The 24,913-nt window shown below is 68.5% G+C and carries 26 protein-coding genes and 1 riboswitch; of the genes, 22 read left to right on the top strand and 4 right to left on the bottom strand.

The window, feature by feature from the left end; genetic code table 11:
- Positions 1 to 16 precede the first annotated feature (16 nt).
- The 19 genes from FB475_RS33200 to FB475_RS33110 all read left to right on the top strand — a co-directional run bounded on the left by FB475_RS33200 (position 17) and on the right by FB475_RS33110 (position 17,770).
- Positions 17 to 808 carry a DUF881 domain-containing protein gene (locus tag FB475_RS33200; RefSeq protein WP_141861939.1) on the top strand — a complete coding sequence of 264 codons (792 nt, stop codon included), beginning with the start codon at positions 17 to 19 and terminating at the stop codon, positions 806 to 808.
- Entirely contained in the window at positions 805 to 1,137 is a 333-nt protein-coding gene (locus FB475_RS33195; RefSeq protein ID WP_132285273.1) for a small basic family protein, read from the top strand. Before FB475_RS33200 ends, FB475_RS33195 begins: the two co-directional genes overlap by 4 nt.
- 3 nt (positions 1,138 to 1,140) lie before the next feature.
- The gene (locus tag FB475_RS33190; protein WP_141861937.1) at positions 1,141 to 2,031 is read left to right on the top strand and encodes a DUF881 domain-containing protein; all 891 of its coding nucleotides are present in this window, start codon (positions 1,141 to 1,143) and stop codon (positions 2,029 to 2,031) included.
- A gap of 31 nt (positions 2,032 to 2,062) precedes the next feature.
- Positions 2,063 to 2,446, top strand: coding sequence for a glycine cleavage system protein GcvH (gene gcvH / locus FB475_RS33185; protein ID WP_141861935.1), 384 nt, complete (start codon positions 2,063 to 2,065; stop codon positions 2,444 to 2,446).
- Between the two features lie 122 nt (positions 2,447 to 2,568).
- Complete coding sequence (locus FB475_RS33180; protein WP_141861934.1) at positions 2,569 to 3,105, top strand: FHA domain-containing protein; 537 nt, start codon at positions 2,569 to 2,571, stop codon at positions 3,103 to 3,105.
- Positions 3,092 to 3,790, top strand: coding sequence for a transcriptional regulator FtsR (gene ftsR / locus FB475_RS33175; protein WP_202878673.1), 699 nt, complete (start codon positions 3,092 to 3,094; stop codon positions 3,788 to 3,790). Before FB475_RS33180 ends, ftsR begins: the two co-directional genes overlap by 14 nt.
- A gap of 95 nt (positions 3,791 to 3,885) precedes the next feature.
- The gene (locus FB475_RS33170; protein ID WP_141861932.1) at positions 3,886 to 4,380 is read left to right on the top strand and encodes a bifunctional nuclease family protein; all 495 of its coding nucleotides are present in this window, start codon (positions 3,886 to 3,888) and stop codon (positions 4,378 to 4,380) included.
- A 218-nt stretch (positions 4,381 to 4,598) separates the two neighbouring features.
- Positions 4,599 to 5,228, top strand: a complete 630-nt coding sequence (locus FB475_RS33165; protein ID WP_141861930.1) for a MerR family transcriptional regulator — start codon at positions 4,599 to 4,601, stop codon at positions 5,226 to 5,228.
- Between the two features lie 106 nt (positions 5,229 to 5,334).
- A riboswitch (glycine riboswitch) is annotated at positions 5,335 to 5,424 on the top strand.
- Between the two features lie 73 nt (positions 5,425 to 5,497).
- Positions 5,498 to 8,338, top strand: a complete 2,841-nt coding sequence (gene gcvP, locus FB475_RS33160) for an aminomethyl-transferring glycine dehydrogenase (protein WP_141861928.1) — start codon at positions 5,498 to 5,500, stop codon at positions 8,336 to 8,338.
- Positions 8,335 to 9,636 carry a serine hydrolase domain-containing protein gene (locus tag FB475_RS33155; protein WP_141861926.1) on the top strand — a complete coding sequence of 434 codons (1,302 nt, stop codon included), beginning with the start codon at positions 8,335 to 8,337 and terminating at the stop codon, positions 9,634 to 9,636. The genes gcvP and FB475_RS33155 overlap by 4 nt, the downstream gene beginning before the upstream one ends.
- 35 nt (positions 9,637 to 9,671) lie before the next feature.
- Positions 9,672 to 10,037: a type II toxin-antitoxin system RelE/ParE family toxin gene (locus FB475_RS33150; RefSeq protein ID WP_141861924.1), complete on the top strand. Its 366-nt coding sequence runs from the start codon at positions 9,672 to 9,674 to the stop codon at positions 10,035 to 10,037.
- Positions 10,034 to 10,351 (top strand): helix-turn-helix domain-containing protein, encoded by a 318-nt coding sequence (locus tag FB475_RS33145; protein ID WP_141861923.1) that lies wholly within the window; start codon positions 10,034 to 10,036, stop codon positions 10,349 to 10,351. The genes FB475_RS33150 and FB475_RS33145 overlap by 4 nt, the downstream gene beginning before the upstream one ends.
- A gap of 243 nt (positions 10,352 to 10,594) precedes the next feature.
- A complete protein-coding gene (locus FB475_RS33140; protein ID WP_141861921.1) occupies positions 10,595 to 12,058 on the top strand; it encodes a pyridoxal phosphate-dependent decarboxylase family protein in 1,464 nt (487 codons plus the stop codon).
- Positions 12,055 to 13,671: an IucA/IucC family protein gene (locus FB475_RS33135; RefSeq protein WP_141861919.1), complete on the top strand. Its 1,617-nt coding sequence runs from the start codon at positions 12,055 to 12,057 to the stop codon at positions 13,669 to 13,671. Before FB475_RS33140 ends, FB475_RS33135 begins: the two co-directional genes overlap by 4 nt.
- On the top strand, positions 13,668 to 14,183 hold the full coding sequence (locus FB475_RS33130; RefSeq protein ID WP_272952121.1) for a GNAT family N-acetyltransferase: 516 nt from the start codon (positions 13,668 to 13,670) through the stop codon (positions 14,181 to 14,183). Before FB475_RS33135 ends, FB475_RS33130 begins: the two co-directional genes overlap by 4 nt.
- A gap of 1 nt (position 14,184) precedes the next feature.
- Complete coding sequence (locus FB475_RS33125; RefSeq protein WP_141861915.1) at positions 14,185 to 15,441, top strand: lysine N(6)-hydroxylase/L-ornithine N(5)-oxygenase family protein; 1,257 nt, start codon at positions 14,185 to 14,187, stop codon at positions 15,439 to 15,441.
- A complete protein-coding gene (locus tag FB475_RS33120) occupies positions 15,438 to 17,189 on the top strand; it encodes an IucA/IucC family protein (RefSeq protein WP_141861913.1) in 1,752 nt (583 codons plus the stop codon). Before FB475_RS33125 ends, FB475_RS33120 begins: the two co-directional genes overlap by 4 nt.
- A gap of 54 nt (positions 17,190 to 17,243) precedes the next feature.
- Positions 17,244 to 17,579 (top strand): hypothetical protein, encoded by a 336-nt coding sequence (locus tag FB475_RS33115; RefSeq protein ID WP_141861911.1) that lies wholly within the window; start codon positions 17,244 to 17,246, stop codon positions 17,577 to 17,579.
- Positions 17,576 to 17,770, top strand: a complete 195-nt coding sequence (locus tag FB475_RS33110) for a hypothetical protein (RefSeq protein ID WP_141861909.1) — start codon at positions 17,576 to 17,578, stop codon at positions 17,768 to 17,770. Before FB475_RS33115 ends, FB475_RS33110 begins: the two co-directional genes overlap by 4 nt.
- A gap of 16 nt (positions 17,771 to 17,786) precedes the next feature.
- On the opposite strand, the gene FB475_RS37055 is transcribed toward FB475_RS33110, so the two are convergent.
- On the bottom strand, positions 17,787 to 17,933 hold the full coding sequence (locus FB475_RS37055; RefSeq protein ID WP_185759546.1) for a hypothetical protein: 147 nt from the start codon (positions 17,931 to 17,933) through the stop codon (positions 17,787 to 17,789).
- A gap of 266 nt (positions 17,934 to 18,199) precedes the next feature.
- Between FB475_RS37055 and FB475_RS33105 the strand changes: the two genes are divergently transcribed.
- Positions 18,200 to 19,042 (top strand): Mom family adenine methylcarbamoylation protein, encoded by an 843-nt coding sequence (locus FB475_RS33105; RefSeq protein WP_141861907.1) that lies wholly within the window; start codon positions 18,200 to 18,202, stop codon positions 19,040 to 19,042.
- A gap of 2 nt (positions 19,043 to 19,044) precedes the next feature.
- Here FB475_RS33105 and FB475_RS33100 read toward each other — a convergent pair whose 3' ends face one another.
- Entirely contained in the window at positions 19,045 to 20,559 is a 1,515-nt protein-coding gene (locus tag FB475_RS33100; RefSeq protein ID WP_185759545.1) for a PfkB family carbohydrate kinase, read from the bottom strand.
- A 165-nt stretch (positions 20,560 to 20,724) separates the two neighbouring features.
- Here FB475_RS33100 and FB475_RS33095 point away from each other — a divergent pair, with 165 nt between their 5' ends.
- Positions 20,725 to 21,393, top strand: coding sequence for a class I SAM-dependent methyltransferase (locus FB475_RS33095; RefSeq protein ID WP_141861904.1), 669 nt, complete (start codon positions 20,725 to 20,727; stop codon positions 21,391 to 21,393).
- Between the two features lie 121 nt (positions 21,394 to 21,514).
- Positions 21,515 to 21,925: a DUF805 domain-containing protein gene (locus FB475_RS33090; RefSeq protein WP_141861902.1), complete on the top strand. Its 411-nt coding sequence runs from the start codon at positions 21,515 to 21,517 to the stop codon at positions 21,923 to 21,925.
- A gap of 54 nt (positions 21,926 to 21,979) precedes the next feature.
- On the opposite strand, the gene FB475_RS33085 is transcribed toward FB475_RS33090, so the two are convergent.
- Complete coding sequence (locus FB475_RS33085) at positions 21,980 to 23,380, bottom strand: metallopeptidase TldD-related protein (protein WP_141861900.1); 1,401 nt, start codon at positions 23,378 to 23,380, stop codon at positions 21,980 to 21,982.
- On the bottom strand, positions 23,377 to 24,888 hold the full coding sequence (locus FB475_RS37945) for a TldD/PmbA family protein (protein ID WP_141861898.1): 1,512 nt from the start codon (positions 24,886 to 24,888) through the stop codon (positions 23,377 to 23,379). The genes FB475_RS33085 and FB475_RS37945 overlap by 4 nt, the downstream gene beginning before the upstream one ends.
- Between the last annotated feature and the right edge of the window lie 25 nt (positions 24,889 to 24,913).

Genomic DNA, 24,913 nt, shown 5'->3' with positions numbered 1-24,913 from the left:
GCGCGTCGACGCGTCGATGTCACTGCTGAACAACCTGATGGCGCACCCGATCGACGAAGGGTACGCCGTCGCCGCCCGGACCCGGTCGAACTCCGGCGGCACCCCGGTCCGCTCCCGGCACCGGATCATGCTGGTGATCGCCGCCGCGGTCCTCGGCTTCCTGCTCGCGATCGCCGCCGCGCAGAACTACCGCGCCGCGCCCGAGGCGGAGAAGCAGCGCAAGGAACTGATCGACCGGATCAACCAGGCCGACGACCGGCTGAACGAACTGCGCACCCACCAGTCGCAGCTGTCCGACGAGGTCCGCGGGCTGCAGGCGAGCGGGCTGAGCAACGACAGCACCGGCGCGGCGGTGCAGCAGAAGCTCGACGACCTCGAACTGCAGGCCGGCGCGATCGCGGTCACCGGCCCCGGGATCAAGGCGGTCATCGACGACGCGAAGAACGCCGACGCCAAGGAGGGCCGGCTGCTCGACGTCGACCTGCAGCAGCTGGTGAACGGGTTGTGGACCTCCGGCGCGGAGGCGATCTCGGTGAACGGTCACCGGCTCACGTCGCTGACCGCGATCCGCGGCGCGGGCAGCGCGATCACCGTCGACTACAGTTCGCTGACCCCGCCGTACACGGTGCTCGCGATCGGGGACACCGCGACCATGCCGGCCCGGTTCGCGCAGAGCTCGGGCGGGCAGTGGGTGCAGTACCTGGTGAGCAACTTCGATGTCCGGATGACGATCACGACGGAGGATTCCTTGCTGGTGCCGGCCGATGCGACGATCGCGTTGCGCTATGCGAAGGTGAAGCCGAGATGATCGCCGTACTCGGTCTGGTGATCGGTGTCGTGGTCGGCCTGCTGGTCGCACCCGACGTGCCGGAGTGGGCCCAGCCGTACCTGCCGATCGCGGTCGTCGCGGCGCTCGACGCGGTGTTCGGCGCGCTGCGCGCGTTCCTGGACGGGATCTTCGACGACAAGGTGTTCGTCGTCTCGTTCGTGTCCAACGTGCTGATCGCGGCGCTGATCGTCTACCTGGGCGACCAGCTCGGCGTCGGCTCGCAGCTGTCCACCGGTGTGGTCGTCGTACTCGGCATCCGCATCTTCACCAACATGGCCGCGATCCGCCGGCACATCTTCCGGGCCTGAGCCATGACCGACGAAACCCCCTCCCAGCAGCCCGAACAGCAGCCCGAACAGCAGCCCGAACAGCAGCCCGAACAGCAGCCCGGACAGCAGCCCGGACAGCGGCCCGAGCAGAAGGCGCCGGACGTACCGACGCCGATGCCGGCGCCGAAGAAGCCGCGGACGCCCAACCTGGCGTTGCGCCGGTTGCGGACCGGGTTCAAACCGTCCCGCGGTCAGGCGATCGTCGCGATCGTGCTGGCGCTGGTCGGCTGTGTCGCGGTCGTCCAGGTCCGGGTGAACCGCGCCGACGACGGCTACCAGAACGCCCGCCGCGAGGACCTGATCGCGATCCTCGACGGACTCGGCCAGAACACCCGCCGGCTGGAGAGCGAGATCGCCGACCTGGAGGAACGGAAGAACTCGCTGTCCTCCAGCGCCGACAAGGCCCAGACCGCCCGCGACCAGGCCGAGGCCCAGATCCGCACCCTGGGGATCCTCGCCGGGACGCTGCCGGCGGTCGGCCAGGGGGTCCGGATCACGCTGAACGACCCGCAGGGCAAGATGACCTCGAGCAATCTGCTGGACGCGATCGAGGAACTGCGTGACGCCGGTGCCGAGGCGATCCAGATCAACGGCTCGGTCCGCGTCGTGGCCAGTACGGACTTCGTGGACGACCCGCCGGGGATCAAGATCGACGGCCAGAAGGTGACCTCGCCGTACGTCATCGAGGCGATCGGGGAGTCCCACAACCTGGCCGAGGCGGCCAACTTCCCCGGTGGTCTGGTGAGTGAGGTGACCGGTCCGCAGGTCGGCGGAACGGCCGAGGTCAACGAGTTGGACAGCGTCTCGATCACCGCCTTGCACGCGCCCGACGAGCATCGTTACGCTCGCCCGGCGCCCAGCCCCACCAAGTAGGCAGCGCCATTAATCAGAAAGAGGGACGAAGGTGTACCCCGAAGACCTGAAGTACACGCCCGAGCACGAGTGGGTGAAGGCCGGCGAGGAAGGCCCCGCGCGAGTCGGTATCACCGACTACGCCCAGGACCAGCTCGGCGACATCGTGTACGTACAGCTGCCCGAGGTCGGCAGCACGGTGCGGGCCGGCGACGCCTGTGGGGAGCTGGAGTCGACCAAGAGCGTGAGCGACCTGTACGCCCCGGTGAACGGCACCGTGACCGCGGTCAACGAGGCGCTCGCCGACCAGCCGGAGCTGATCAACACCGATCCGTACGGCGAGGGCTGGCTGCTCGACATCGACGTCGAGGACACCGCCGAGGTGGCCGCGCTGATGGACGCCGACGCGTACCAAGGCCAGCTCGACCAGGCCTGACCACAGGCTGGTACCGTTACGGGCCTCAACCGCTGGTCGAGGGTTGAGGCCTATGGCCACACTGTCAATACGGGGTCTATCGAAAACGTCGCCGGACCACCGGCGATCGGGAGGATCACAGCATGCCGTTCTGCAACCAGTGCGGGCACGAGAACTCCGAGGGCAGCAGGTTCTGCTCGCAGTGCGGAGCCATGCTGCCTGGCGCGGACCGCCCGGCGGCAGCTCCGGCGCAGCCGCAGCAGCAGCCCGGTGTCACCGACACCGCGATGCTGGCCCCGATCGGCGTCGAGCCGGAACCGGAGCAGACCGGCGAGCCGCTGACCGCCGACGACCAGGCCGCCGTCGGTGCGCTGCCGGCCGGGACCGCCCTGCTGATCGTCCAGCGTGGACCGAACGCGGGCAGCCGGTTCCTGCTCGACGTCGACGTGGTCACCGCCGGCCGGCACCCGGACAGCGACATCTTCCTGGACGACGTCACGGTCTCCCGCCGGCACGCCGAGTTCCGCCGGGACGCGCAGGGCGTGAAGGTCCGCGACGTCGGCAGCCTGAACGGCACGTACGTGAACCGCGACCGGATCGACGAGGTCCTGCTGAACAACGGCGACGAGGTCCAGATCGGCAAGTACCGGCTGGTGTACTACGCCAGTGGCCAGGCCTGATCCGAACGCCGAAGGACCTGCGGGCACCCGCGGCATCGGAGAGGTGCTGCAGCTCCTGCAGGCAGAATTCGCCGACGTCACGATCTCCAAGATCCGGTTCCTGGAGGCCGAGGGCCTGGTGACACCGGCCCGGACGGCCTCCGGCTACCGCAAGTTCAGCGCCGCCGATGTCGAGCGGCTGCGGTACGTGCTGACCGCCCAGCGCGACCAGTACCTGCCGCTGAAGGTGATCAAGGAACACCTGAGCGCCATCGACCGCGGGTTGCAGCCGGCCGCCGCGGGCCCGCCGGTCGCGCCGAGTTCGTTGCCGCAGACCCCCGGCCAGCCGGTCGCCGAGGACTTCGGTGCCACCGGCACCGAACTGCGGCTGACCCGGGACGAGCTGCGGACCGCGGCCGGCGTACCGGACGGGCTGCTCGCCGAGCTGGAGAGCCACGGCCTGGTGGTGGCCACCGGCAACCATTACGGCGGCGACGCGATCGTTATCGCGAAGGTCGCGGCCGAGCTCGCGGCGTACGGGCTGGAGCCGCGGCACCTGCGGGCGTTCCGGACCGCGGCGGATCGCGAGGTCGGCCTGATCGAGCAGGTCACCGGGCCGCGCCGGACCGAGCAGACCGCCGAACTGGCGGCGCTCACCGTCCGGCTGCACACCGCACTGGTCCGCTCGCGGCTGCCGCGTCCGTAGTCTGTCCGTAGTCCGTTCGTAGTCCGTCCGTCGTCTGTCCACAGGCCGAACCCCACGGGCCTACCCGGAGCTTCGGCTCGGAGTAGGCTGGAGCCGTGCGCGAAGTCGACGTGGTCGGAGTCCGGGTGGAGATGCCATCGAGTCAGCCGATCGTGCTGCTCCGGGAAGTCGGCGGTGAGCGGTACCTGCCGATCTGGATCGGTGCGGCCGAGGCGAGTGCGATCGCTTTCGCCCAGCAGGGCATGGAGCCGCCCCGGCCACTGACCCACGACCTGTTCGCGGAAACCATCCGGGTGCTCGGGCACACGCTCAGCGAGGTCCGGATCGTGAACCTGACCGACGGCGTCTTCGAGGCGATCCTGGTCTTCGACGACCAGACCGAGATCTCGGCCCGGCCGTCGGACTCGATCGCGCTCGCGTTGCGAACCGGCACGCCGGTGTTCTGCGCCGAGGAGATCCTCGCCGAGGCCGGCGTGCCGATCCCGGAGAGTGAGGACCCGGGCACCGACGAGGTGCAGGAGGAAGAGGAGGTCGAGCGGTTCCGCGAGTTCCTGGACCAGGTGACTCCGGAGGACTTCGACAAGAGCTGACCGCGACAGCCCTGGATACCGCGCTGGATACGGCGCTCGATACGGGAAGCCGTACAAGAGCGGCTAGGTAACGATTCGTACGGCGGTCGCGACACGCTCCCGGCTCGGGGCGGTTGTCGTTGACCCGCCTCGGGTGGCGGCTTACCGTGAAGAAGTCGTGGGGTGCTGTCACTCCACGGACATGACTCGTACCAGTCGGTATCCAGGGAGGCTCAGGCGTGACACGCACCGGGGACACGGATCTGACGCAGTCGGCTTCCGACGCGCACGCCGAGGCTGTGGCAGAAGCCGCGGCGACTGCCGGCGTCCAGGGTCTGTTGTTCGACGACGACCTGCGGCCGATGCCGGAGGACGTCGGATTCCGGGGTCCGACGGCCTGCGCGGCCGCCGGGATCACCTACCGGCAGCTCGACTACTGGGCCCGCACCGGCCTGGTCTCACCGTCGGTGCGCCCGGCGACCGGATCGGGCACGCAACGGCTCTACGGTTTCCGTGACGTCTTGTTGCTGAAGGTGATCAAGCGGCTGCTCGACGCCGGGATCTCGCTGCAGCAGATCCGGACCGCGATCGCGCACCTGAGCAAGCGCGGCTTCGACGACCTGACCCAGATCACGCTGATGAGCGACGGCGCGTCGGTGTACATGTGCACTTCGCCGGACGAGGTCATCGACCTGCTGGCCGGCGGCCAGGGCGTGTTCGGGATCGCGCTCGGCGGCGTCTGGCGCGAGGTCGAGGGCTCGCTGTCGGAGCTGCCGACCGAGCGGGCCGACGGTCACGACGACGAGAGCTCCGACGGCCACGCGGGCGACGAACTCGCCGCCCGCCGCCGCGCCCGGATGACCGGCTGACCCCGTCAGCCTTCCGACGCCCACTCACCGCCGGTGAGTGGGCGTTGTGCTGCCGGAGGGGCGGACCGACGCGTTCGCCGATTGCTGGTAGCCTCGACACTGCCGTTCACAGCACTCGGGAGAGTCCCGTGTCATCGGGCGCCGAAGGGGCAATTCCTCCCCGGAACCTCTCAGGCCCATGGACCGAGTGTGACAGGCGACTCTGAAGCGCAGCAGTGCGTGACAGAGGGGGAGGCCACCGGCAGCGACAGTCAGCATCGGAGCCTCTAGTGAACGACACCCCCCAGCTTTCGGCGACCTTCGCCGACCGGCACATCGGTCCGCGCCCGGACGAGATCGCCCGGATGGTCCAGCTCCTCGGGTACGACGACGTCGACGCGCTCGTGGACGCCGCGGTCCCGGCCTCGATCCGCTCCGCCGAGGCGATGCGGCTGCCCGAACCGGCCTCCGAGGTGGACGCGCTGACCGAGCTGCGCCAGCTCGCCGCCCGCAACAACGTCGCGACCTCGATGATCGGCCAGGGGTACTACGGCACCTTCACGCCGTCGGTCATCGTCCGCCGCCTGGTCGAGAACCCGGCCTGGTACACCGCGTACACGCCGTACCAGCCGGAGATCTCCCAGGGCCGGCTCGAGGCCCTGCTCAACTTCCAGACCGTGGTCTCCGACCTGACCGGTCTGCCGACCGCGAACGCGTCGCTGCTCGACGAGGCCACCGCGGCCGCCGAGGCGATGACGCTGGCCCACCGCTCGAACCGCAAGAGTAAGTCCGAGCGGTTCCTCGTCGACGCCGACTGCTTCGCGCAGACGATCGCCGTTGTGCAGACCCGCGCGCAGGCGCTCGGCATCGAGGTCGTCGTCGCGGACACCACCGACGGTCTGCCCGAGGGTGACTTCTTCGGCTTCCTCGTGCAGTACCCGGGCTCCAACGGCGCCGTCCGTGACCTGAAGCCGCTGATCGAGGCGGCCCACGAGCGCGACACGCTGGTCGCCGTCGCGTCCGACCTGCTCGCGCTGACCGTGCTCGAGGCACCGGGCGAGGCCGGTGCGGACATCGTCATCGGTTCCTCGCAGCGCTTCGGCGTACCGCTGTTCTACGGTGGCCCGCACGCGGGCTTCATGTCGGTGCGCGACGGGCTCGAGCGGCAGTTGCCCGGACGCCTCGTCGGCGTATCGGTCGACGCCGACGGCGCCCCGGCGTACCGGCTCGCGCTGCAGACGCGTGAGCAGCACATCCGCCGCGAGAAGGCGACGTCGAACATCTGTACGGCGCAGGTCCTGCTCGCGGTCGTCGCCTCGATGTACGCCGTGTACCACGGGCCGGACGGCCTGCGTGCGATCGCCGAGCGGGTGCACGACTACGCCGGAAAGCTCGCAGCCTCTCTGCGCGCCGGCGGCGTCGAGGTCGTGCACGACGATTTCTTCGACACCGTGCTCGCCCGCGTCCCCGGCCGCGCCGCCGACGTCGTCGACGCCGCCCGGCAGAACGGGATCTGGCTGCGGCTCGTCGACGCGGACCACGTCGGCATCTCCTGCGACGAGAAGACCGACGTCGCCACGCTGACCCGGGTCTGCCAGTCCTTCGGCGTGCAGTACGACGACATCCTCGGCGCCGCTGCCGTCAGCGTGCCGCGGACCACGGAGTACCTCACGCACCCGGTCTTCAACACGCACCGGTCCGAGACGGCGATGCTGCGGTACCTGCGCAAGCTGTCCGACATGGACTACGCGCTGGACCGCGGCATGATCCCGCTCGGGTCCTGCACGATGAAGCTGAACGCGACCACCGAGATGGAGCCGGTCACCTGGCCGGAGTTCGCCGACCTGCACCCGTTCGCGCCGATCGAGGACGCCGCCGGGTACGTCAAGCTGATCGGTCAGCTGGAGCGCTGGCTGGCCGAGGTCACCGGCTACGCGAAGGTCTCGATCCAGCCGAACGCGGGCTCCCAGGGCGAGCTCGCCGGGCTGCTCGCGATCCGTGGGTACCACCACGGGCGCGGTGACGTGGACCGCAACATCTGCCTGATCCCGGCGTCCGCGCACGGCACCAACGCCGCCTCCGCGGTGATGGCCGGCATGAAGGTGGTCGTTGTCAAGGGCAACGACGACGGCACCATCGACCTCGACGACCTGCGGGCGAAGGCGTCCGAGCACGCCGACCGGCTCGCGGCGATCATGATCACGTACCCGTCGACGCACGGTGTGTACGAGGAGAGCGTCCGCGAGGTCTGCCAGGTCGTCCACGACCACGGCGGCCAGGTGTACGTCGACGGCGCGAACCTGAACGCTCTGCTCGGGCTGGCGAAGCCGGGCGAGTTCGGCGGCGACGTCAGCCACCTGAACCTGCACAAGACGTTCTGCATCCCGCACGGCGGTGGCGGTCCGGGCGTCGGCCCGGTCGCGGTCGCGGAGCACCTCGCGCCGTACCTGCCGAACCACCCGCTGCTCGACCAGGCCGGTCCGGAGTCGGGGGTCGGGCCGATCAGCGCGGCGCCGTTCGGGTCCGCCGGTGTGCTGGCGATCTCGTGGGCGTACATCCGGATGATGGGCGCGTCCGGGCTCACCGACGCGACGAAGGCCGCGGTACTGACCGCGAACTATGTGGCGAAGCGGCTCGAGGGCGCGTTCCCGGTGCTGTACACCGGCGAGAACGGCCTGGTCGCGCACGAGTGCATCCTGGACCTGCGGCCGATGACGAAGGAGACCGGCATCACCGTCGACGACGTCGCGAAGCGGCTGATCGACTACGGGTTCCACGCGCCGACGATGTCGTTCCCGGTCGCGGGCACGTTGATGGTCGAGCCGACCGAGTCCGAGGATCTGGGTGAGTTGGACCGGTTCTGCGACGCGATGATCGCGATCCGGCACGAGACCGACCGGGTCGCCGCGGGCGAGTGGCCGGCCACCGACAACCCGCTGGTGAACGCACCGCACACCGCCGAGTCGGTGATCAACGACAAGTGGGAGCACGCCTACACCCGCGAGGAGGCCGCCTTCCCGCGCTCGGTCGACCGCGCCTCGAAGTACTGGCCACCGGTCCGCCGCATCGACGGCGCGTACGGCGACCGCAACCTCATCTGCTCCTGCCCATCCCCGGAGGCTTTTGAGTGACTTCCGTTCGTCCTGATACCGCCGCCGCCCTGTTCGCCGAGGTGGCGGCGGCGCAGGGGGAGTCGCGGTTGCCTTCGGTGAATGCCGGGGTGGTGCGGGACGGGGCGTTGGTGTGGACCGGCGCCCGTGGGCGGTTCGCCACGGCGGACGGTGAGTTGCCCGGTGCGGACGTGCAGTACCGGATCGGGTCGATCACCAAGACGATGACGGCGATCCTGGTGCTGCAGTGCCGCGACGACGGACTGCTGTCGCTGAACGATGCCGTCGGCAAGCATCTGCCCGGGATCGCGTTCGGTGACCGGACGATCCGGCAGCTGCTCGCGCACAGCGGCGGGATGAACGCCGAGCCCGACGGTCCCTGGTGGGAGCGGAACCCGGGCGTCTCGTTCGACGAGTTGACCGCGGCGATGAGCGACACGCACGCGGCCGGTCCGGCGGATCGCCGGCACCACTACTCCAACCTGGGGTACGGCCTGCTCGGCGAGATCGTCGCCCGGCTGCGCGGTACGTCCTGGCTCGAGCTCGTCCAGCAGCGGATCCTCGGCCCGCTGGAGATGCGGCGTACGACGTACTTCCCGCAGCCACCGGCCGCACAGGGCTTCTCGGTGCACCCGTTCAGCGGGCAGCTCGACCCGGAGCCGGCGCACGACTCGGGCGCGATGGCACCGGCCGGGCAGCTGTGGAGCACGATCGAGGACCTCGCGCGGTACGCGTCGTTCTGGATCGATCCGGTGCACGAGATCCTCAGCCGGGACACGGTCGAGGAGATGGCGACCCCGGTCGCGTCCGATCCGCGCGAGGGGCTGAACGCGTCGTACGGTCTCGGGTTGCGGCTGATCGCGGACGACCCACAGCTGCTGATCGGCCACACCGGTTCGATGCCGGGCTTCCTCGCCGGCCTGTTCGTGGACCGGGTCCGCCGGATCGGCGCGGTCACGCTCGGCAACGCGACGTACGGCCGGGTCGCCTCGCTCGCGCCGGACCTGATCAGGATCCTGGCCAAGTACGAGCCGCCGATCACGCAGGAGTGGGTCCCGGAGCCACAGCTTGCCCAGGGCACCGACCTGCTCGGTCATTGGTACTGGGGCAACACGCCGATGACCATCGCGGTCTCCGGCGGCATCCTCCAACTCTCCGGCGGCCTCACCACTCGCCTCACCCCGCTCGCCCCCGACCTCTACGTGGGCCGCGACGGCTACCTGGCCGGCGAAAAACTCCACGTGATCCGCGAGGGCGACACGATCAGCCACCTGAACGTCGCGACGTTCGTCCTCACCCGGACTCCTTACGGACGCTGAGCTCAGACAGGTTTACCATTTGCTATACTTCGACGATGGCGATGAACGAGTGGGACGTCTACATCGTCAATGAGGTGCGCGAGTGGATCGAAGGCCTGGACGACGGCACTTACCGGCGGATCGTGCAGGCAATCGACGCGCTGGCTGCGGAAGGGCCCGGGCTCGGGCGACCGCTCGTGGACACGATCACCGGCTCGCGGCTGCCAAATCTCAAGGAGCTGAGGCCAGGCACTGTGCGGATCTTGTTCGTGTTCGATCCGTGGCGATCGAGCATCTTGCTCGTCGCCGGAGACAAAGCGGGCAGATGGAAGACGTGGTATGACGAAGCCATTCCGCTCGCGGAGCACCGTTACGAGATCTACGTGAAGGAACGGCTGGCCGAAGAGGAGGATGAGCGATGAGCGGCTACGTGAGGTGGCGGGACATTCGCGAGGACGCGGTTGCGCGTGCTGGTGGTGAGGAGGCTGTCGCGGCCGGCAAGCAGGAACTTCTTGCGGAGGTTCAAGGTCATCGCCTCGCGGAGATCCGGCGTGCACGTGGGCTGACTCAGGCTCAGGTCGCCGAGCGGATGGGTGTGACCAAGGGCCGGATCTCACAGATCGAGCAAGGCAAGATCTCGGGGCAGGATGTTCTCCTCCGCTATGCGGCCGCGCTCGGTGGTCGCCTCCATCAGGCCATCTATTTCGACGATGGAGACATCGCCGCGATCGCCTGACGCTCCCCTTTCCTTCAGTCTGTGTGGGCCCCTGCAGTTGCGGTAGGCAACGCTTCCCCGACGGATCAGCGCGACGCGGAACACACTTGGGTGGAGGACCTTCGGGATGGCGCTTCTCGCCATTGGCTGATGTGGTGATCACCACTCCTCGGGTAGCCGGGTTGACACGGTGAGTGCACCGGATAAAAGTTAGGGCTGCCTTAGTAAGGGTTGCCTTACTCGACAACTTTCCGGGAGTACTGGATGCCGCAGCCTGCGCGTCTGACCGCCCTACCTGCACCTGTTCGCGATCCGTTCGCTGCTCGGTGGCCGCTGGCGTCGACCGTGTCGGACCGGGAGCGCGGACCGTTGCCACACGGTTCACCGGGAGCGGTACTGCGGCGGGCCGCCGAGGTGCTCGGTGAGCCGCGGGTGCCGTTGACGGGCGTGGGGGAGCCAGCCGCGCTCGACCTGATCGCGGGCCTGCTCGACGAGCACGGGATCGACCTGAGCCACCCGCACGCCGCGGCGCACCTGCAACCGCCGGTACTGCAGGTCGCGGTCGACGCGGACGCGCTGGCGTCGGCCTCGAACGCCTCGCTGGACACCTACGACTCCGGTCCGGCGACGCTCGCGATCGAGCAGTGGGTCGTCCGCGCGCTCGCCTCGCTGGCCGGGTTCGGCCCGCGAGCGGACGGCGTACTGACACCCGGCGGGTCGATCTCGAACCTGCTCGCGGTGCTGATCGCCCGCGACAGCGCCGCCGCCGCGGCGGGTCTCGACGTCCGGCGGAACGGGCTGCAGGGGTTCGAGCGGCCGGTGGTGTTCTGCTCCGAACTCGCGCACTTCTCGGTCCAGCGCGCCTGCGCCGCGCTCGGCCTCGGCGAGCACGCCGCGATCACGATCCCGTCCGACGAGAACTTCCGGATGCGGGTCGACGTACTCTCCGAGGAGCTCGCCAAGCCCGGCCGTACGCCGGTCGCCGTCATTGCCACTGCCGGTACGACGGACTTCGGGTCGATCGACCTGATCGCGCCGATCGCCGAGCTGGCTCGCGAGTACGGCGTCTGGCTGCACGTGGACGCGGCATACGGGTTCGGGGCGCTGTTCTCGGACCGGCTCGCGCCGCTGCTCGCCGACGTACCGCTGGCCGACTCGGTGACGCTGGACCTGCACAAGATCGGCTGGCAGCCGGCCGCGACGAGCGTGCTGCTGGTGGCGGACCGGAACCGGTTCGCGGCGTTCGGCCGGTCGGTGGACTACCTGAACCCGGCCGACGACATCGACTCCGGGCTGGACGGGCTGCTCGGTCGCAGCCTGCAGACCACCCGGCGGCCGGATGCGGTCAAGGTCGCCACCACGCTGACGGCGTACGGCCGGGCCGGACTGGGCTCGATGCTGGACACCTGCCACGAGCTCGCGCAGGCCGCCGCGGCCCGGATCGTTGCCGACAGCAACCTCGAGTTGCTGGCCCCGGTGACGTTGACGACGGTGGTGTTCCGGTTCGCGGCGCAAGGAGCGTCGGACGAGCTCCAGGGTGAGGTACGGCGGCGGTTGCTGACGTCCGGACGGGTGTTGATCGGCCGGACCAGGTTGCCAGGCGGCCGCGGGATCGCTTTGAAACTGACTTTGCTGAACCCGAACGCGACGGCGACCGACATTGAAGATCTGCTCGACCAGGTCGTGGCCACCGGCCTCGACGTGCTTACCGGCGAAGGAGCAGCGTGAGTACTGCGGTTGACGCCCACCTGAACGCGATCCTGCGCTGCTACACGCGGGAGTCCTCGATCCCGGTCACCACCGGATTGCTGACCTTCGATGTCGGCGCCTCGACGGTGACGGCTCGGGTGCGGCACGCGTCGCGGACCGGGCTGCACCAGTTCACCGACGTACTGCTGGACGGCGTTGCGCCTGCGCCCGAGGAGCTCGTGCGCGTGCTCGCGGTCGGCGCGGACCCGGCCGAGGCCGAGGACCTGGCGGCGCGGACGGCGGAATCGGTGCGCAACGTCGCGCGGTTCGTGGAACAAGCGGACGTGGAGCGTGGTCCGGGACGGTTCCTGGAGTTCGAGCAGGCGTTGCTGTTCGGGCATCTGAACCATCCAGCGCCGAAGAGCCGGGACGGGCTGAGCGGCGACGAGCTGGCGGCGTACTCCCCGGAGCTCGGCGGGCGCTTCGCGCTGCATTGGTTCGAGGCCGACGCCGAGCTGGTGTCGTCGGACCAGGTCGCCGGCGCACCCTCGCTGCGGGGACTGGACGCTGTGCAGCTGATGGGCGCGCTGGCCGGCATCACCCCGTCCGCCGGCCGGGTGCTGATCCCCGCTCATCCGTGGCAAGCGACGGCCGTCCTGCACCGGCCGCGGGTGGCGGACCTGATCGACTCCGGTCGCGTCAAGGCTCTCGGGCCGCAAGGTACGCAGTGGTACCCGACGTCGAGTCTGCGGACCGTGTTCCACCCCGAGGTGCCCGTGATGCTGAAGCTGTCGCTCGGGCTGCGGATCACGAACTCGCGACGCGAGTCGACGCCGACCGAGCTGCGCCGCGGTCTGGAGATCAATCGGCTGCTCGATGCGGCGTACAACGCCGGGACGGCGACGGCGCATCCGCGGTTCGGCATCGTCCGCGACCCGGCCTGGGTCGCGCTCGACGAGGGTGGACCGACGTTGACGGGTCTCGACGTCGCGGTCCGTGAGGTGCCGGCGGAGGTCAACAGTTACGCGTGCCTGGCCGGTCTGGTCGCACCGCGGCTCGGTGGGGTGAGCCGGCTGGCCGAGTTCGCGGCGGAGGATCCGGCCGGGTGGGTGTCGGCGTACATCGACGAGGTGTTGGTGCCGATGCTGCACCTGTACGCCGAGACCGGTATCGGGCTGGAGGCGCATCAGCAGAACACGCTCGTGCGGCTGGACGACGCGGGGCGGATCACAGGCGGTGCGTACCGCGACAACCAGGGCTACTACCTCGCGTCGTCGTACCTCTCGGGGCTGCTCGGTGTCACCGGCCTGCGCGAATCGACCCTGGCGGTCGTCGACGATCCGATTGTCGACGATCGGTTGACGTACTACCTGCTCCACAACCAGGCGCTGGCCGTGGTGGGCTGCCTCGCGTCTGAAGGAATCGCCGACGAGGCCGAGCTGCTGGCCGTCGTTCGCGAACGCCTGGCGCTCGCCCTGCCGCTGCTGAAGGCGGCCGGCCCTGACGGGGACCGGCTGGCCCGGAGGTGGCTCGATGCGAAAACCCTGCCGTGCAAGGCGAACATGCTGACCCGGCTGCGCGGCATCGACGAGGTAGTTGCGCCGCTGGATGCACAGTCGGTCTACCTCGACATCCCGAACCCGCTGCGGTGACGGCGTTCGCACTGCGGCCCGCAGTATTGTCGGACGCTCCTCGGATCGCACTGTGGATGGCACAGCCGCATGTACGGCGCTGGTGGCAGCAAGGCTGGTCGGTGGAGCGCTGGGAAGAGGAGATCGCACGGCAGACCGCGGGGGAGCACTCCACGCCTTGTGTGGTGACCCTGGACGAGGAGGAGTTCGCGTACGTCGAGTTGTACCGCGTGCGACACGACAGGCTGGCGCAGTACTACTCGTACGACGACGAGGACTGGGGCGTTCACGTCGCGATCGGCGACGGCACCCGCGTCGGTCGGGGATTGGGGCGCCAACTACTCCGTGAGGTCGCTGACACGGTGCTGCGTTCGGAGCCGGCGTGTACCCGCGTCGTGGCGGAGCCGGACATCGAGAACACGCCGTCGGTTCGTGCGTTCGCGGCGGCCGGGTTCGTGGAGTCCGGACAGCTCCAGCTGCCCGAGAAGACAGCAGTACTGATGGTCCGCACCCGGACCGCGCAGGAGGCTTGAGATGTACGACGTGATCGCGATCGGCTGCGGGCCGTTCAACCTCGGACTCGCCGCGCTGGCGGACGGTGTCGACGACGTACGGCTGGCGGTGTTCGACAGCAGGCCGGAGTTCACCTGGCACCGCGGGCTGATGTTCGAGGACGCGATGCTGCAGGTGTCGTTCCTGGCCGACCTGGTCAGTCTGGTGGAGCCGGCGCACCACCTCTCGTTCTTGTCGTATCTGCGCCAGAGCGACCGCCTGTACCAGTTCTACGTACGGGAGAAGTTCCACCCGACGCGGCGCGAGTACGAGGCGTATCTGCAGTGGTGTGCGGCGCAGTTGGAGTCACTGCACTTCGGTCACCACGTGCGGTCGGTTGACTGGAACGGTGAGGCGTTCGAGCTGACTGTGGAGCGCGGTGACGCTGTGGAGCACTACGAAGCGCGGCACCTCGTGGTCGGCGTCGGCACTGAGCCCTTCGTACCTGCCGCGCTGGCGGGACTGCCGGAAGAGCGGTTCACGCACTCGGCGGACTACCTGTTCCGTCGGGACGACCTGCTGCGCACCGGTCACGTGACCGTAGTCGGCTCGGGGCAGTCTGGCGCCGAGTGCTTCCTGGACCTGCTCCGCTCCCGGGACACCGCAGTGTCGTGGCTGACCCGTACGGCGGCGTTCACGCCGTTGGACTACTCGAAGCTTGTGCTGGAGATGACGACGCCGTCGTACGTCGACTACTTCCACGCACTGGATGAGCGTGTGCGTGACCAACTGGTGAAAGACCAGTGGCGTCACTACAAGGGCATCTCGTCGGAGACGCTCGAGGACATTCACGACGTGCTCTACGCGCGCGATCTGAGCGCAGCTCCGGCCGAGCTCCAGGTCGGCGTCGGCGTCGTGTCCGCGGTCGCCCGTGCCGACGGCCTCGAGCTGACCATGCTGCACGCCGACAGCGGCAAGACCTTCCAGCACACCACCGGCGGGGTAGTAGCCGCCACCGGCTACCGCAACCGTCCCTTGCCTTTCATGGAGTCTCTGCAGCCGCGGATCGACCACGACGCCTCGGGCCGCTGGGTCATCAACCGCAACCATAGTGTTCAGGGGGCTCTTGAAGGACGCCTCTTTGTTGCCAACGCCGATCTGCACAGTCACGGCGTCGCTGCGCCGGACCTGGGCCTCGGAGCGGTTCGCAATGCGACGATGTTGAACAGTGTGGCCGGGCGCGAGGTGTACCGGCTGCCCAAGTCGACCGCGTTCACGACGTTTGCGATCCCCGGATGACGGTCTGGACGCAGTGTTCGTCGGAGTTGCTGGCGAAGCTCATCTCCCAGTTCTGCACGGAGGGCTTGCTCGAACCGGCGGACAACCGCTTGGACCTCGGGCCGGTCTCCTACACGTTCGACGCGACCCGTGGCGCCTTCGGGAGCTGGCGGGTCGATCCGGTGTCCATTCGCCGTACGACGGCGGGCATCCTCGGCAACGACGAGAGCCAGCCCGCCACGGACCCGGTGCAGTTCTTCGTCGACGCGGCCGACGTACTGGGTGTCGACGGGTCGACCGTGGCCGGGTACGTCGCAGAACTCACCAGCACGTTGGCCGCCGACGTACGCATGGCTTCCACCGCAGTGCCGGCGGCTGAGCTGCTCGAACTGCACCACAGCCGGCTGGAAGGGCACCTGACCGGTCACCCGCTGCTCGTCGCCAACAAGGGCCGCCTGGGCTTCTCCGCGGCCGACAGCGAGCGTTACGCCCCGGAGGCCCGTACGCCGCTGCACCTGGTCTGGCTGGCCGTACGGCGTGGTCTCGCAGAATTCCGCGGTACGCCGGACCTCTCGGAGCACGCCGTCATCGCCCGGGAACTGGACCCGCCGACGATCGAAGCGTTCCGTGGCAGGTTGGACGATCCGGACGCCTACGTCTGGCTGCCGTGCCACCCGTGGCAACTCGACCACGTCATCCGCACCCAGTGGGCCCGCGAGTTGGCGTCCGGGGAGATCGTGGTGCTGGGGGAGAGCCCCGACGAGTACCTGCCGACGCAGTCGATCCGCACGATGGTCAACATCTCGAAACCCTTGCGGTACCAGGTCAAGCTCCCGCTGAAGATCCTGAACACCTCGGTCTACCGTGGCATCCCCGAGCACTGCACGCTGGCCGCTCCGATGATCACCCAATGGCTGCGCGGCCTCTGGTCCCGCGACTCCATGCTGTCCGGCACCGAACTCCTCGGCGAGGTTGCCTCGGTCACCGTTCCGCATCCACAGCTCTCCGCCCACGCCGGCATCCCGTACCAGTGGACCGAAACCCTCGGCTGCATCTGGCGCGACCCCCTCGACCCGCGGTTGCAGGGCGATGAGTCCGCGTGGCCGCTGGCCGCAGTACTGCACCCGGGCTTCACCGCAGCCGCGATCGCCCGCAGCGGCACCGACCCGGAAACCTGGCTCGCGACCCTGCTCGCCACCATCCTGCGACCGCTGCTCCACCTACTCCACCACTACGGCATCACGGTCAACCCGCACGGTGAAAACCTGGCAATCATCTGCGGCCCCGACGGCCTGCCCACCCGCCTGGTGATCAAGGACCTGGTCGACGACATCAACCTCTCCACCGACCCGATCCTTGCCCGCGGCCCCGAACCCGACTCCCACACCAAGGTCCTCCCCAGAAAACCCTGGCCCATCCTCCGCCAGTACGTAGTCGACGCCCTCCTCCTCGGCGTCCTCAACCCCCTCTCGACCCAGAACCTGATCCCCGAAAACAACTTCTGGGGCATCGTGCGCGGCGAGGTACACCGCTACACCGAAACCCACCCTGAATACACCGACCGGTTGGCAGCAACCGCATTGACAGGTCCTACGTTTTTCCGGTTCCCGCTGAACGGATACCGCCTGAAACTCGGCTACACCGACCTCGACACCCGTCCACCGATACCTGTCACCGGCACCATTGCAAATCCACTGCACACCGTCGAACCGGTGTTCGTGAAAACAACCTTGCCAACCGATCAGCAGTCCGCTGACAATGCCCAATGAACTTGTATCCGCCGCGCGGGGGCGCGGCGAACGAGCAGAGTTGGGGGACGAACCGTGCAGCAGTCCGCCCTGGCAGCGGCCCGCCCGGAACGCGGGCCGTGCTTCTCGAATCGCTTCCGCCGCCGCCTGCACGCCTACCGGGCGGCGCTGTCGCTGGAGTGGTCGGATTCCACCGTGCATCCGGATTTCAGCTCCCGGCCGGACCTGCCGCGCTCGGCCGGCCAGTGCGGGGTGACCTCGGCCTGGCTGCTGCAGGAGCTGCCGCTGATCCTGCGGCCGCGCGCCCGGTTCTGCTTCGGCGACATCGTTGTGGACGGCAAAGTTTCGAGTTCCACTGCTGGATCGAGATCGGCCGCGCCACCGCGCCCGGGCGCTGGATCCTCGACGTGACGTGCGATCAGTTCGAGCCGCTGGCCGATCACCCGTTCGTCTGTGACCGGCACAGCAGCCTCGTGGAGCGCTCGATCGAATACCGCGCCTCGACCCGTCAGTCGGTGCGCCGGCTCCGCTCCGATCCGGTCTGGGACCGGGCGCAGGTCCTGGCCGCCGGGATGGCGCGCTGGTTCGCGAGCGGCTCGTGACAGCTGGACGGTGTCGTCAGCGGGTCATCACAACGACGATGTTGTAGAGACCGAAACAGAAGACGAGGACGGCACCTACCAGCACCAGTTTGAGCAGTTGCTTCCACAGCGTTGTCACCAGAATCGTGCCGGACAGCGTGATCAGCATCGCGAGGAGTTGCATCGGACTTCCCCTTTCCGGCCAGTTGTTTCCTGCTTCTATTGCACCGCGGGTCAATCGGCTGACAATGCAGGAATTGGTCGCGGAGATCGCGCCAAAAGGGCAGCGCGCTTTTGCGTGCGGATGAATTTGGTAACCACGCCCGGCGGGCAGCGTGCCACTTGGCAGAACTGGCCGTGCCAGTTGGCACCGAATCGCTGCCAACACACCAAAAGACGTTTGTTTGATGAGTTGTCGTCCGGCCGCGTAGATCCGCTAGCATCCGACGCGTGCAAAGAACTGCTGAGCACTTGTTGGGGCTCGCCCGGCTGTGGGGCGTGGACCGGCGCGCGCTCGACGTCCGGACCCGCTTGCACCTGCCGGCCTACGCCGATCCCGACGGCCAGGTGAGCTACCCGAAGGCCGTCACGGTCGTCGTCAGCAATGCGGCCCGCCTGCGCAAGGACCAGCGCGCGGTCCGCGATCTGCTCCCGCGACGGGACTACGACCTGGCCGACCTCGAGTTCCGCCAGATCGGCGAGGAGGCCGAGCGGGTCTTCGACAGCTTGCACTACCTGCGGAACGCCCGGCGCGGTTCACTCAACTTCGCTCTGGTCGACAAGAACACCGGTACACCGTTGACCTTGTGTAGCGCGTCGCCGTTGGAGTGGCAGCGGGTGGCCGACCAGTTGACGCGGCAGTTCGGCGTACCGAAGGACGCGGTCTGGGACCTGTCCCGGGTCTACTCGTTCGACGGTGCACCACCGAATGCGGTGTCGTACCTGCTGGCTCAGGTACGGAAGTACTTCCAGAAGCGTGGTGACGTTCAACTGCTGACGACCGCGGTCGACCCGAATCTGGGCTTCACCGGGTCGAGCTATCTCGCGTCGAACTGGCAGCAGTGGATGACCGTCCAGGCCCGGCCGTACCTGTACTACAAGCGGCGCTACATGAGCATCCGCGAGATGCGGGCCAGCTTCCCGTCGATCCGCAGCATCGACGCACTGTGCGAGGCGGACAAGCACGCGACGAGGAGCTGGGCCGAGCTGGCCGACTCGCTGATCTTCTGCTGTCGCATCCACGGTGCCACTGAGCGGGTGCGACCTGAGGATCAGCGGCGGATCCTGCGCTGAGGCTAGGTCTGCAGGCCTTCCAGGAGGTCCTCGATGCGACGTCTCGTCGGTAGCGAGTTGCGGCGTGGGAAGTCGGAGGCGGCGCAGGACATCGCGGCGGCGGCCCAGTGCGCGACCTTGTCGGAGAACTCGTACTTCGTGTCGATGAGGCGGGCGGCCAGCGCCGCGCAGAAGGCGTCGCGGGCGACCGCGGATTCCTTGTAGATCGCCGGCGGGGCCGCGATGCGGAGTACGTCGCGGAGCGGGCGCGAGTACGCGTTGCAGCCGCCTCTGACGAGCAGGCACAGCGTCTTGACGCCGTACGCGAGCAAAGTCCTGGCCACGGAGTCGGGATCGAAGTCGGCGTCTTGTCCGACGAACGACTCCAGCTCCCAGGCGTGGGCGACCAGGTAGTCGATCTGCGCGAGGGTGTCGGCCGACACCTCGTCGTCCGGGTACGGCTGGCCAGGCGTGACGATGACCACGGGACGCTTCCCCGCATCGTCGTGGACCAGCGCGAGAGTGTCCTCCAGCGTGTCGCGCGGGACTTCGAAGGTCAGCAGAACCGCGTCGCACTCCTGGAGCTCCTTGCGGTGTTTGAACACATCACCGGCGTCCAGATGAATCTGTTTGTCGTTGCGCCAGTTCACCGCGATGCTGTCGCCGAGCTGCTGCTGGAAGACACCGGTGAAAGGTGTGTCGGCGCCGGGCACCCGCTTGAGCAGCGACGTGTCGACGTTCTCCTGCTCGAGGTATTCGACGATCTTGTCGCCGAAGCTGTCGGTGGCGACCGCCGCGATCAGCGATGTCCGCAGCCCCAGCCGTGCCGCCGCCACGGCCTGGGTGAGGCCTTTGCCGCCAGGCGCAAGGCTGAACCCGAGCGCCTCGCTCGACGTCTCCGGAGCCGGCAGATGCTTCGTTCGGAACGTCGCGTCCATCACGGCGCCGCCGATCACGACGACCCGGCCGGACGAAGACAGCTCCGGTCTCGGTCCAGGATCGGTTCGGACGACGTTCTTGGCGCCGACCGAGTACGTGTCGCGGCGGGTCAGCTGGTAGGCGAGCTCACGGAGTGCGGCCAATTCCGTCGTACCGCGCAGGTACCGGTCGCTCGGTGCGGCCTGAGGCGTCACCGAGACGGCAGCGTGCAGCGGATGCCAGTGGTTGAGCAGCGTCTCGCGGCGGCGGCCGAGGTCCAGTTGGTACAGCGCGCGAGTGATGTGTGGGTCGATGCCCGCCGCGCGCAGTGTCTCCTCGAGCACCCCGAGCGCGAGGATGATGTCGGCGACGATCCGCTGGGACTGGGACAGGTCGTCGCGCACGCACTCGCCGACCAACGCGACCGCCGCGTCCGGAAGATCGAGCGCATGGACGTCGGCGTACCGCTGGGTCGCGGCCAGGGTCAGCAGCGGCGCGGAGATCCCGGTCCGGTCGGCTCTGACCCGGTCGGCGGTGAGTCCACTGTGCGTCCGAAGCTTCTCGAGGGCGTTGGCGAGCACGAGGACCTTCTCCGAACGCATCTCACCGCTGTCCGCCATCAGCCCCCGGCACCCCCTTTGAAGACCGCAACGCCCTGCACGCGGCGCAGTTCCGTCATTGTGCCAGCTTGACGTCCTTCGGGTGCACCTGTTCGCGGTTCTGGCGTAGGCTGGCGCGGTCTGTCGGTCGGCCAGGGCGGCGGGACGTACACGGGGAGCAGGACAATGGGTACTGGGCATGTGGAGCTCGCGAGGGCTCAGCAGGAGCGTTGGGATCTGGCGTACGCGCGCCGGCCGCAGTTGCACGGGGCCGAGCCCTCCGTGGCGGCGCGGCGGGCGGTGGAGGTGTTCGGTGCCGCGGGCATCGATGATGTGCTGGAGCTCGGCGCGGGGCACGGGCGGGACGCGCTTTTTCTGGCTCGGCAGGGATTCAGCGTGCATGCGACCGACTTCAGCGAGACGGCGCTCGATCAGTTGCGGCACGAGGCGCAGCGGGCAGGCCTCGACGATCGGGTGACGGCCGCGCTGCACGACGTACGGGATCCGTTGCCGCCGGCTGATCGGACGGTCAATGCGGTGTTCGCGAATCTCCTGCTCAACATGGCCTTCTCGCCGTCCGAGCTGCGTTCACTGGTGGCCGAGGTGCACCGGGTGCTCTGCCCTGGCGGCCTTTTCGTGTACGCCGTGTGGTCCGCGGACGACCCGTGCGCCCAGCAATGGCTGCCGCTGGAGGACGGGTTGTCCGGGCACGACGGGTTCGTCGGGCGGTTCTTCGACCGGGAACTGATCGATGAACTCGGCGAGGACTGGAACCTCGACGAGGTCACGCCGTACCAGGAAGGACAGCGGCTGATGCTGCGGATGACGATGACGAAGTCCGCACCAGGAACCTGAAGCCGGCTCTAGGCGTCAGATTGCAGTCTGATCACCAAAGGGAAAAGCCGGATTGACGTCCTCAGCGCGTTCCGACAGTCTCCTGTTCCGGCGTCAGACCCTCAATCATCGGAGACGAGCTATGCAGTGGTATCTGGATGTCCTCAAGAAGTATGTCGCGTTCGACGGGAGGGCCCGCCGCAAGGAGTTCTGGATGTTCACGTTGTTCAGCGTGATCATCAGCGTGATCCTTTCGATCATCGACCACGTGGCCGGCCTCGACTTCAACGGCGGCCGGAACGGTGTGTTGCAGTCGATCTACGGCCTCGCTGTGCTGCTGCCGACCCTCAGCGTGTCGTGGCGGCGCCTGCACGACACCAACCGCAGTGGTTGGTGGATGCTGCTCTACTTCACCTGCATCGGCATCATCGTGCTGATTGTCTTCTGGGCGATGGAAGGCCAAGCCGGAAACAACAAGTACGGACCGGACCCGAAGGCAGCTGAGCGGTTCGGCGGGCCGGGGCAGGCGGAGCCGGGTTACCCGACTGTCTGACGTAGTACGAACAGAACGCCCCGCCGGTGAATCGGCGGGGCGTTCGGCGTTTGATCAGTTCGCCTGGCTGACGCTGGACATGTTGTAGTCCGGGATGAGCAGCGGCGGTGTCGCGGTGCGGGAGAAGTAGTCGCCCCACTCGCGCGAGAACGACGGCACGGTCGCGCCGGCCGCGGTGAAGCGGGCCAGCAGGTCGACCGGGCTCTCGTTGAACCGGAAGTTGTTGACTGCGCCGGTGACTTCACCGTTCTCCACCAGGTAGACGCCGTCGCGGGTGAGTCCGGTGAGCAGCAACGTCTGCGGCTCGACGACCCGGATGTACCAGAGGCAGGTCACGAGCAGCCCGTGATCGAGCCCGGCGACGAGGTCGTCCGTCGAACCTGACGCGCCGTCGACCGAGAGCACGTAGTTGTCGATGCCGGGCGTCGCCGTCGGTACGTCGATCAGGTCCGCCGTGTACCGGCTGGTCATCAGGTGCTCGAGCTTCCCGCCGCGGATCCAATCCGTCGCCGCGAGCGTGAGGCCGTTGTCGAACACGCTCGACGATCCGCCGGACGAACGTGCCACCGCGAACGCGAACGCCTCCAGTCCGGCCAGCGCCGGATCCGAGTGCAGGTTCACCGGCTGCGGCGACAGCGTGTCGCCGATCCGGGTCCCGCCGCCGGGCTTCGAGAAGACGGTCTGCCCCTCGAATGCGTCCCGGCCGTCGAGGACCCAGTACAGGTACGTCACCAGGTCCGCGACCGCGGCCGGCGGCAGGATCGTCGGGTGCCTACCTGCGTCGACCGAGACCGTCCGGCCGGCCCAGCCGAGGCGGCGGGTCAGCTCGGTGTCCAGCGCGAGCGGGTCGACGTCGGTGAAGTCCCGCGTCGCCGTACCGACCCAGGCCGAATGGGCGCCGACCTTGCCGGTGGAGGACACGTACCCGCGGGGGAGGGCCTGGCGCAACCGCAGCCCGGTGGAGGAGCCGACGTACAACGTCACGACCTCGTGGTCGGCGAACCCGAACAGCCGGCGGTTCTCGGCCGACGCCTGCTTCAGCGACTCCCCGAGCGACGGCGCGAACTTCTCGTAGACGGAGACCGAGGTCTCCTCCGGTTCGAGATCCCAGTCCGGCGAGGCGGTTCCGTCCACGAGTGGTCGCGCGTCCTCGGCCGGACCGGCGGCGCGGGCGGTCGCGATCGCGGCGGAGACGATCTCGCGGAGCGAGTCCTCGGTGACGGACGAGCGGCCGATGACGCCGGCCGCCGTACCCTCGCCGGAGCCGACCGTGGCGATCACGGTCACGTTCGAGCCGCGCATCGCCCCGTTCGTGGTCAGGGTGTTGTTCGCCCAGCGCAGGTTCGTGCTGGAGGTCTCGGCCACGAGTACGACGCAGCCGTCGGCGCCCTCGTCCGCCGCCAGGGCCAGGCCCCGCTCGACGGTGTCCTGCGGGGTGAGCTGTACGGCGGTCACCGGCCGGCCTCCTGAGTGGTGTTGAGAATGCGGACACCGCGGAACAGCGCGGAGGGGCAGCCGTGGCTGACCGCACCGGACTGCGCCGGCTGGGCCTTGCCGCAGTTCAGCGCGCCGCCGAGGACGTACGTCTGCGGGCCGCCGACCGCCTCCATCGAGCCCCAGAAGTCGGTCGTGGTCGCTTGGTACGCGACGTCGCGGAGCTGGCCGTCGAGCTTGCCGTTGGTGATCTTGTAGAACCGCTGCCCGGTGAACTGGAAGTTGTACCGCTGCATGTCGATCGACCAGGACCTGTCGCCGACGATGTAGATCCCGTTCTGCACCCGGCTGATCAGTTCCTCGGTGGACGGGCCGTCCGCGGCCGGCTGGAGCGATACGTTCGCCATCCGCTGGATCGGGATGTGCCCGGAGGAGTCGGCGTACGCGCACCCGTTCGAGCGCGGGGCGCCGAGCACATCCTCGTTCTTCTTCGCCATCCGGCGGTCGACCTGATAGCCGACCAGGATGCCGCCTTTGACCAGGTCCCATTGCTGGGCGGCGACACCCTCGTCGTCGTACCCGACGGTGGACAGGCCGTGCTCGGCGGTGCGGTCGCCGGTGACGTGCATGACGGGCGAGCCGTACTTCAGTGTGCCTAGCTGGTCGAGGGTGGCGAAGCTCGTACCCGCGTAGTTCGCCTCGTAGCCGAGGGCGCGGTCGAGCTCGGTGGCGTGGCCGATCGACTCGTGGATCGTCAGCCAGAGGTTGGACGGGTCGATGACCAGGTCGTACGTACCGGCCTCGACGCTCGGCGCCGCGAGCTTCTCGGCCAGCCAGCCGGGGATCTGGGCGAGCTCGTCGTCCCAGTTCCAGCCGGTGCCGGTCATGTACTCCCAGCCGCGGCCCGCCGGCGGCGCGGTCGACGACATCGAGTCGAAGCGGTCCTCGGCGACGCCGTGCGCGGTGATCGACGGACCGATCCGGACGCGCTGCTGCGTGTACGACGTGCCGGCGGAGTTCTCGTAGAACTTGCACTCGTGGACCGTGGCGACGTGGACGCTGACGTGCGCGACACCGTCGGCCTTGAGCAGGCGGTCGCTGTAGTCGGTGAGCAGTGCGACCTTCTCCGCCCGCGGCACGCTGAACGGGTCGATCTCGTACGACGAGATCCAGCTGACGTCGTCGTACACAGGCTCGTCGGCGAGCTCGATCGTCTCCGCGTTGATCGGGCGCGACACCTGCGCCATGTGCACCGCCTGCTCGGCGAGCAGCACCGCCTCGTCGGCGGTCAGCGCGACCCCGGCCGCGAACCCCCAGGTGCCGTCGTGGATGACGCGCACGGCGAGACCGAGGTCCTCGTCGTCCTTCGCGCTCTCCAGCACGCTGTCACGCAGAGAAATGGACTCGGACCGGATCCGCTCCAACCGGAACTCGGCAAACGTGGCCCCCAGATCACGGGCACGCTGCAGTGCAGCCGCAGCCAACTCGTGACGGGGCAGAGCGAGAAACGCCGCATCGATATCAGGCACAAACCCGACCCTATACACACCCGGG

It is taken from the genome of Kribbella jejuensis, from assembly GCF_006715085.1.
Lineage (GTDB): Bacteria > Actinomycetota > Actinomycetes > Propionibacteriales > Kribbellaceae > Kribbella > Kribbella jejuensis.
The sequence above is the reverse complement of the archived record's forward strand: the minus strand, read 5'-3'. Positions and strand labels throughout refer to the sequence as shown.